We start from the raw sequence: 7,741 nt of genomic DNA, 5'->3' as shown, positions 1-7,741 counted from the left end.
TCGGATCGTCTGACCCTGTTCGTCCAAACCGAACGGGCGAAAGACCATCGCGCCCTGTTCCAGAATGGTTCGATCCTTTGGTAAGAGTTCGATGGCAGGGAGAGACGTGGCCTCGACGATGTCGAGCGTGCTGCTTGTCATGGCCTCATCCCCCGAAACAAGATGTCCGTTGGACGGAATTGGGACCTGCGCACATCACGAACAGTCGTGACGACCGCTGCGTGACTTGGCAAGGAACCGGGCTTACCACCTGTACAGTTCGCTTGAAGGAATCCTAAATATGGAAAGCGAGTATATAGACGGGAGTGTATGGTTTCAATACGAAGGTTCGTACCCTTGCCACGGAGGGGGCAAGCCAGCCCAAAGAAGGGAGGGTTAGGCGGGAAAGGACATCCTAGCACACCAGCGGTGCTTTAGAGCGGTGTTTTAGAACGAAACGCTTCGCCGACGAGCCTGATGAACGAGGTTTCGTAGACTGCAAGAAACGCCTGCGCCCGTGTCGCAAAAGGGCTCAACGTTCTATTGCTTCATTGATCGCTTAAGCTTCTTTTCAATACTCGCAACCTTGCTCTGAAGGCGCCCGGAATGGTTCTTTCGATAGTCGACTTTGATCGTGCAGGAAATACGATTACAATCCTTCTTCATCCGCTCATAGCATTTCTGCACGACGGCGAAGACCTGCTCCCATTCACCCTCAAGGACCGTACCCATTGGATTCAAACGATAGGGCACTCCGCTCTTATCGATAACATCGAGGGAACGAGCCACATATTTTCCGACACTTTCGCTCTTTCCCAACGGCGACATGCTGAATTCCAGTAGAACCATCGGTGCTCCTATATTTATTTTCCCGTATCGGGTTGTTTGATCGTCACCATCTCGGCCTGTCTTTCCAACCATACTTTGGGATATCGTACCTTGCCAAGAAAACGAAACCCGTCTAACGCGTCATGGAGCAAGGCCCGTCGCTTCTCAACATCCGGCTCATTCGCCTTGGCCTGTTCGCGCAGTTGCCCCAGCCATTCGACAAAATCGATGAATTCCGGATCGAGGATTCGTTCCAAGTCCTCTTTCATGAATCCGGAAAGAGCCGGTGCCACTCCGCTTGTGCTGACCGCCACCCGCACATGTCCCGCCACCACGACCGCTGGCATCGTGACGCTGCTGGCCTCCGGGTAATCTACCGACCAGAGCAGCACACGCTTCTCACGGGATTTAGCCGACAGCATCTGAGCAAACTCACGATCGCCTCGAATGGTATTGAGGATGAGAATGGCATGTTCAAGATCCGTTTCGCGAAAATGTCGCCCGCGATGGATGATCTTACCCGAAGCCGCCAGCAGGCGCAGCGGTTCATCCAGCGTAGGACTGATCACCGTGACCCGCGCACCGGACTCGAGTAGGCGTTGGGATTTTTCCGATGCCTCCTCATCGCCGCCGATTACCAGAACCGGCCAACCTCTTACGTCCAAGACCAAGGGAAAACCAGGATTCGCAGCCATGACGCAACTCCGTTTCGACCGAGTGGTTCAGTATCCGAAAATGGACCTCCATCATGCAAGAGGCATTTCACGGGTCCGCCTCATTCCCTCTTTGATCGGTAGTCGCTATAATACAGCAGCTCGAAAGACCGGAATAATTTTGTGCGCGGCTTTGGAGGAATTATTCAAGAGGCTAGGAAACGGATACACCTTCCGCTCAGGGTCTTTTCACGATCGCGTCTCACGTATCGGCAGGATCTGCATCCAGTTCCATGTTCCAATACAGATAATCCCGCCAGCTTTCCGGCGTATTGCGAATTCCGATGGTGATGGTAATGACGGGGCTCCATCGAGGCTTCACGGGACGCTTCTTTAACCTCATGCCTGCTTCTTCCGGCGTCCGCCCGCTCTTCCGATTGTTGCATCGCCAGCAGGCGGTCACGATATTCTCCCATGTCTTTTTGCCACCCTTGGCGATGGGCAGGACATGATCAAACGTCAACTCTTCCGTCCGAAACCTGTGGTTACAGTATTGGCAGCGGTACCCGTCTCGCGTGAAAATGTTGATACGGGAAAACTTGACCGCACGATGACTGTCTTTCAGTTTAACCAGTTTCAGCAGCCGCATCACGGCTGGAAGTTTGATCGACAGGGAAATCCCGTGGATTTCCCTGTCGTAGACCTCCAACACTTCGACTTTCCCTTGCCAGAGAAGCGCGATCGCTTTTTGCCAATGCACGACCCGCAGGGGTTCATAGGTCGCGTTGAGCAGGAGGGTCATTTCCATGCAGGAACCTCATCCCCATTCGGGCCTCTACAGCGGCCTGGAAGCGTTTCCGCAGGGCGGGGTTACAGGCTGATAGTTCTATGCCATAAGGTCGCGTTGAAATCAAGCAAGCGGCCGTCTGGCGCCGTATCCGGCGGACCGACGGAGAGGAGACCATAATGGGCGATTTCGTCAGAGTGGCCTTCGCGCACGAGATCCCACCCGGTATGGGACGAACCGTGGAAGTCGACGGGATTTGGATTGCGGTCTTCAACGTGGAGGGCACTTTTTATGCGCTCGATAATTGCTGTCCCCACGCGGGCGGCCCGCTCGGAGAAGGAACACTGTGTGGGACGGTTGTCGAATGTCCCTGGCACGGCTGGAAATTCAGCGTCATTTCTGGAGAACGAGTCGGTAATCCGAATTTCCAGGTCGCTTGCTGTGAGGTTCGGATTCAAGGGGATGAAGTTCAGATCGCCGTCCCACCGGCGCTCACAGGACCAGCTTAACTTTGTGATGGAGCGGTCGGTTGTGACGCGGGGGGTTGGTCCATATCGGGCGCTTTAGGCGTCACTCCGTCCGCCGGTAGAGAGGCCGCATTGACCTTCTTGAGTTCGAGATGCGCATGCCAGATAAATTCTCGCTCGAACCACTGGCCGCGCACCCCCTGATCGCGAAGCTGCACACGGATCTCATAGATGTCGTCTTCGACATGCTTCACTCGCCATTCGCCGAGCCGAACCCCCTGCCCGCGATCCTTCATCGTACGAACATGCTCATTCATGGCTTGCAGGATCGTGGGAAACCCGATCGCCGGATGGCTCTGCACCAACATCAATGCCTCAACTTCTCGCTTGTCTCTCGGCGGAGTCATCGACGGCAACGTGATCCATGCATAGTAGAGTCCGCCCAAGAGCAGGACTGTGGCGACTGCGTAGCGGATGAGGTGAGTGGCACGCGATCGAGAGAACGTACTGCTGTCGGCCATGCGGGAGGTTGTCTCAGTGTAGAAGACCAAATTCGTCAAACCTTGTTGACTGCACGGCATCTTAGGAAGGCCCGGACGCCATGTCAATGCAGCTTTGAGATATGGGGGGCGCCGCGAGCCGCTTGTCTGGTGAAAAGCCGGTGTGTTACAAGTATGAGCAGATTTCAAGGCGGTCGGGCGCTGAACGAGTACGGTGCATGAAGTTCTTTTTGTACGGTGATCTCCTCAATCCCTCTCAACTCAAACGGCGAGCCCCGGAACACAGATTTCTCTACCTCGCGACCTTGTCGGACCATACCGTCAAATTTTGCCGATGGTCATCACAATGGCGGTGCGGACTCGCCAGCATCGTGCCTTCACAAGGGGAAAAGGCCTGGGGCGGCGTGTTTGAATTGACGGACGAAGACGTGCAGATCATGGATCAGTTTGAGCAGGACGTGCCGCAAGGAGCGTATCGGCATCTGCAAGTCACCGTCTCCACCGCCGGCGGAGAAAAGGAACTCGTCACCACCTACGCTGCAAATCCGATCGGAAAGTTTAAGCCAAAAGACCACTACCTGGACTGGGTGCTGAAAGGGCTCAAACAGTGGAAGTTTCCGGAGGAAGTCATCCAGGAGTGGGAGTCGTATCGGCCGCGATAAGCCGGCCGCGCCACATGTTCCATTTTTTATTGAGGAGACTATGCCAAAACCGAAATATCACATTCTCGTCTGTACCAATTCACGTCCTCCCGGTCACCCGAAACCGTCTTGTGGGTCGGCCGGTGCTGCGCAGCTGCTGATGGCTTTCAATATGGGGCTGATGCAGCGATCCGTCCCACCAGGGCAGGTGCTGGTGAGCGCGACAGGCTGCCTCGGTCCATGCGAGCAAGGTCCGACGGTCGTCATCTATCCCGACAATACCTGGTATTCCAAAGTCACCGAGGCGGACGTCGTCACCATCCTTGATGAACATGTGGGAAAAGGAACACCGGCAGCGAAGCTCAATCCGGACTCCGTGTGGCAATGAGTTTCTTCACTGACGGCCCGGCTTCGAGCGGTCCGACGACATTGAGCTTGATTGCTTAAACTGGATTGCTGGTAGCGTATCCTTAGGCACATGAGCACACCAAGTCATCACGAGCACAAAGATCATACTCCCACCTCAATCAGGTGCATGGTCATTACTTGCAGCGATACCCGTACACCAGACACCGACACCAGCGGACGGCTCATTTGCAAGCTCATCGGAGAGCAAGGGCATACGGTCGTGGGGCACCATCTCGTCAAAGACGACCCGGCACAGATCCAGCTATGGATCGCCCGCGGCACGGTGGACGAGACGGTGCAGGCCATCCTCATCAATGGCGGAACCGGCATTTCACGGCGGGACTCCACGTTCGAAGCGGTGGACGAAATGTTGGAAAAGCGGCTCGATGGATTCGGCGAAATTTTTCGGTTGCTTACCTATCAAGAGATTGGCTCACCGGCAATCATGAGCCGGGCGACCGCGGGCGTGATCAAAGGCCGCATACTCTTTTCCCTTCCGGGATCAGAAAACGCCGTCCGCCTCGCGATGGAAAAGCTTATTCTTCCCGAACTCGGCCACCTCGTCAGAGAATTGACGAAGTGATGTATTGGGTGCTTAGCTTGTGAACTCAGCCCTCACAGATCACCACTCGGTCCTGCATCAGTCTTGCGCGATCTTCGGTTCAGAGTAATTCTCGTCGGTCGAAATCTTCGACTGGGCGTACCGCTTATAGTGTAGCAGCAGATCGCGCACGGAGACGACGCCGGAAATATCGCCGTTCTTCGTGACACCGAGATGGCGCACACCAAGATCGGCCATCATGTCCTGTGCATCGTCGACTGATTGACTTCCTTCAATCGTGCAAATCGGAGCGGTCATGATCTTCTCGACCGTCAGTTTGCCCAATGGTTTGCCGCTCGCGACAGCCCGCCGCACGATATCGGTATCCGTCACGATTCCGACCAATTGCTTGCCCTTCTTCACCAACAGCGATCCCACTCGCGCCTGACGCATCGTCTTGGCGGCGCTGGCAATCGATGTCTTCGGCCCGATGAACTTTGGACGCTTGTTCGCAATCTGACTCACTGTAGCCATCCTCTCCCCCTTTCCTATTCATATGATCGTGGTTGATTGCCGACCTTTGAATACCAGCCCGTTTGGTCGGGCGTAGATTATCATGAATGAACCAAACGTGCGAGGCCGTTCACTCGCATGGCAGGATGATCGTCACAAGATTGTAATGCGGCTGAGCGGATGAACCCTGCGTGCGCGTTGCGCGAACACAGGAGGCTCATGGAGCGCTCTTCTTAACAAGCCGACCGACTGTCCCCGTTTCAAAACTTCAACACTCCTTCCACCACCATCACACACTGCCCACCGACTTTCACACCTTGGATCACCTCGTCGTCCGATTCTATTTGGACGAGAATCCGAGATGGCCGATCAATTTCATAGCCTTGTTCAATCAGGATGTCCGTTCTCGGCCCGACTTCAACGACGCCGTTCTGAACCAGATACGCGCCGAGTGCGCCACCGGCGCTCCCCGTCGCGGGATCCTCCAAGATTCCAATTTTCGGAGCAAACATTCTCGCGTGGACGGAAGCGAACGATTCAACCGTCACCGTCGTGAACACCATGATCCCGTTAGCTCCGAATCGTTCGCTGACGTTGATGATGGCCGAAGCATCAGGGTTGATCGACCGGACGGCCGTCAACGTCCGCACCGGCACGATCAAGACCGGCAAGCCGGTCGACACGACTTGGAGCGGCCATTTCCTGTCGGCGATCACATGTTTTGGCAAGCCGAGAGCTCCACCGACCAGATACACATCGTCGATGGCGTCGATGGGATCGAGAAATTCAGGCTTGGGCTGAGACATGACGACCCGCACCACGCGACTCGGTTCCGCATGCAATTCGACCGGGAATAAACCGATATTGCATTCCTGCATGACATGCGTCACCTGTTTCTGGATAGAAACTCTCCCGAGCTGGGCCAACACATAAAATGTGCCCAGCACCGGATGGCCGGCAAAGGGAATTTCCTGAGTCGGGGTAAAGATCCGCAATCGGGCGATGGCGGATGGATCAGTCGGTGAAAACACGAAGACCGTCTCCGATAGATTCATCTCCCGCGCAATCTGCTGCAGCTCATCGTCCGTCAGTCCATCAGCGTCGGGAAAAACCGCAACGGGGTTGCCGCCGAACGGTTGAGCGGTAAAGACATCAGCTTGATAGAACTTTAGAGACCGTTGTTCTGCCATGGTCGCTCCTGAACTTGCCTAGATAACACCTGACCCCCTGATCGTGCACTGAGACCACAACCGCCATCATTTGACAGGTCGCGCCCTCTTTGTCAGACTCCGCCCATGGACCACATCACCGAGCAGGACGTCGCCCATGCGTTGAAGGTTCTAGACCTCACGCTTCCTATCACCACCGAAGACCTGGAACGGGCGAAACGCGTCCAGCTCTACAACTGGAACCCGACCCGCTATGCGGGCCTCACCAACAATCCGAAACAATACATGCGGCAGTTTCGGAAAGCTGAAGAGATGACCAGGACGGTTGAAGCCGCCTATGCGCTGATTTCTGCGGTGTTCGTTCCCGACGACTCCGGACCTTGATCGTAACCGTCAATCGTGGACAAGGATGTGCATCTGTTTTTTCGCCGAGTGACGCCTCCCACTTCAGCCGGCCTCGTGACTTGTGACGCGCGACATCCCTTCATCACCTTGCGAATGCACAACCGGCCAGGTGATCAAGCCCGAGACCCCTTCCGGCGATCCGACCGGTTGTGTCTGCTGCGCGTAGATTTGAGGCAACCGGTTCGTACCGAACTTGGAAATATAGAGAAAGACATGCTCCCGAGAGTTCACGCGCACGGCCCAGGGATGAAAATCATGCCGATAAAATTCTTCGCATAGCTGCATTGCGTCAAGACATGACAGGGTGCCGGGGTCATTCAAGGTGTAGTAATAGTCCAGCGGCAGATCGTACTCCTCCTGCTTGTGAATCGTCATGCCGAATTTTCCCGGATGACGCACCATCGGCGTATGGCGATACGCCACGAAGTAGAACAGTTCCAGCGAGTGAATCACCGGCTGGTTCTCAAGGACAAACCGCCGGGTTTCCATCGCCTCATCAAACGTTTCGCCAGGAAACCCGTAAAACGCCATCACATGGTTCCAGATCCCCGCCTTCGCCGCCATCTGGAGATTGCGCTGGATCACTCGCTTCGTGGCATGCTTGTCCATGAGATTCAAGACCCGCTCGTTCGCTGATTCCATCCCGTAATAGAGCGTGCAGCAGCCGGCCTTCGCCGCGAGATCCCAGGTAGCTTGATCTTGAAGTGTCTCCTCAAACCGAATCAGCGTGGTCCATTTGATTCCGATATTCTGATCAACCAACAATTGAGAGACTTTCTTGAAGAGTGCCGGTGGATAGGATTCATCGGAGAAGAGAAAGTGCCGGCACTGGTACTTATCCCGTAGAGCC

12 protein-coding genes are annotated in these 7,741 nt (G+C 55.3%); 5 read left to right on the top strand and 7 right to left on the bottom strand.

The window, feature by feature from the left end; translation table 11 throughout:
* Positions 1 to 519: 519 nt before the first annotated feature.
* The 3 genes from ACOSYY_RS12200 to ACOSYY_RS12190 all read right to left on the bottom strand — a co-directional run bounded on the left by ACOSYY_RS12200 (position 520) and on the right by ACOSYY_RS12190 (position 2,268).
* Positions 520 to 828: an MTH1187 family thiamine-binding protein gene (locus tag ACOSYY_RS12200; RefSeq protein WP_421662678.1), complete on the bottom strand. Its 309-nt coding sequence runs from the start codon at positions 826 to 828 to the stop codon at positions 520 to 522.
* A 14-nt stretch (positions 829 to 842) separates the two neighbouring features.
* Positions 843 to 1,502 carry a precorrin-2 dehydrogenase/sirohydrochlorin ferrochelatase family protein gene (locus ACOSYY_RS12195; protein WP_421662676.1) on the bottom strand — a complete coding sequence of 220 codons (660 nt, stop codon included), beginning with the start codon at positions 1,500 to 1,502 and terminating at the stop codon, positions 843 to 845.
* Between the two features lie 220 nt (positions 1,503 to 1,722).
* On the bottom strand, positions 1,723 to 2,268 hold the full coding sequence (locus tag ACOSYY_RS12190) for an HNH endonuclease (RefSeq protein ID WP_421662674.1): 546 nt from the start codon (positions 2,266 to 2,268) through the stop codon (positions 1,723 to 1,725).
* Positions 2,269 to 2,426: 158 nt separating this feature from the next.
* Between ACOSYY_RS12190 and ACOSYY_RS12185 the strand changes: the two genes are divergently transcribed.
* Positions 2,427 to 2,756: a Rieske (2Fe-2S) protein gene (locus ACOSYY_RS12185; RefSeq protein ID WP_421662673.1), complete on the top strand. Its 330-nt coding sequence runs from the start codon at positions 2,427 to 2,429 to the stop codon at positions 2,754 to 2,756.
* Here the strand turns inward: ACOSYY_RS12185 and ACOSYY_RS12180 are convergent.
* A complete protein-coding gene (locus tag ACOSYY_RS12180) occupies positions 2,753 to 3,235 on the bottom strand; it encodes a hypothetical protein (protein WP_421662672.1) in 483 nt (160 codons plus the stop codon). The two genes, ACOSYY_RS12185 and ACOSYY_RS12180, sit on opposite strands and share 4 nt — an antisense overlap.
* Positions 3,236 to 3,432: 197 nt before the next feature.
* On the opposite strand from ACOSYY_RS12180, the gene ACOSYY_RS12175 reads away from it, so the two are divergent.
* The 3 genes from ACOSYY_RS12175 to ACOSYY_RS12165 all read left to right on the top strand — a co-directional run bounded on the left by ACOSYY_RS12175 (position 3,433) and on the right by ACOSYY_RS12165 (position 4,846).
* Entirely contained in the window at positions 3,433 to 3,876 is a 444-nt protein-coding gene (locus tag ACOSYY_RS12175; protein WP_421662670.1) for a gamma-glutamylcyclotransferase family protein, read from the top strand.
* Positions 3,877 to 3,916: 40 nt separating this feature from the next.
* The gene (locus tag ACOSYY_RS12170) at positions 3,917 to 4,243 is read left to right on the top strand and encodes a (2Fe-2S) ferredoxin domain-containing protein (protein ID WP_421662669.1); all 327 of its coding nucleotides are present in this window, start codon (positions 3,917 to 3,919) and stop codon (positions 4,241 to 4,243) included.
* 147 nt (positions 4,244 to 4,390) lie between these two features.
* On the top strand, positions 4,391 to 4,846 hold the full coding sequence (locus ACOSYY_RS12165; RefSeq protein ID WP_421662668.1) for a MogA/MoaB family molybdenum cofactor biosynthesis protein: 456 nt from the start codon (positions 4,391 to 4,393) through the stop codon (positions 4,844 to 4,846).
* Positions 4,847 to 4,903: 57 nt separating this feature from the next.
* Here ACOSYY_RS12165 and ACOSYY_RS12160 read toward each other — a convergent pair whose 3' ends face one another.
* Complete coding sequence (locus tag ACOSYY_RS12160) at positions 4,904 to 5,338, bottom strand: CBS domain-containing protein (protein WP_421662667.1); 435 nt, start codon at positions 5,336 to 5,338, stop codon at positions 4,904 to 4,906.
* A gap of 239 nt (positions 5,339 to 5,577) precedes the next feature.
* Positions 5,578 to 6,507 carry a PhzF family protein gene (locus tag ACOSYY_RS12155; RefSeq protein WP_421662665.1) on the bottom strand — a complete coding sequence of 310 codons (930 nt, stop codon included), beginning with the start codon at positions 6,505 to 6,507 and terminating at the stop codon, positions 5,578 to 5,580.
* Positions 6,508 to 6,612: 105 nt separating this feature from the next.
* Between ACOSYY_RS12155 and ACOSYY_RS12150 the strand changes: the two genes are divergently transcribed.
* Positions 6,613 to 6,870, top strand: a complete 258-nt coding sequence (locus ACOSYY_RS12150) for a hypothetical protein (RefSeq protein ID WP_421662664.1) — start codon at positions 6,613 to 6,615, stop codon at positions 6,868 to 6,870.
* A 63-nt stretch (positions 6,871 to 6,933) separates the two neighbouring features.
* On the opposite strand, the gene ACOSYY_RS12145 is transcribed toward ACOSYY_RS12150, so the two are convergent.
* A partial coding sequence (locus ACOSYY_RS12145; protein ID WP_421662663.1) for a radical SAM protein occupies positions 6,934 to 7,741 on the bottom strand: 808 nt, incomplete at its 5' end.

The organism is Nitrospira sp. BLG_2, assembly GCF_049222245.1.
This window is presented reverse-complemented; position numbering and strand designations above follow the sequence as displayed.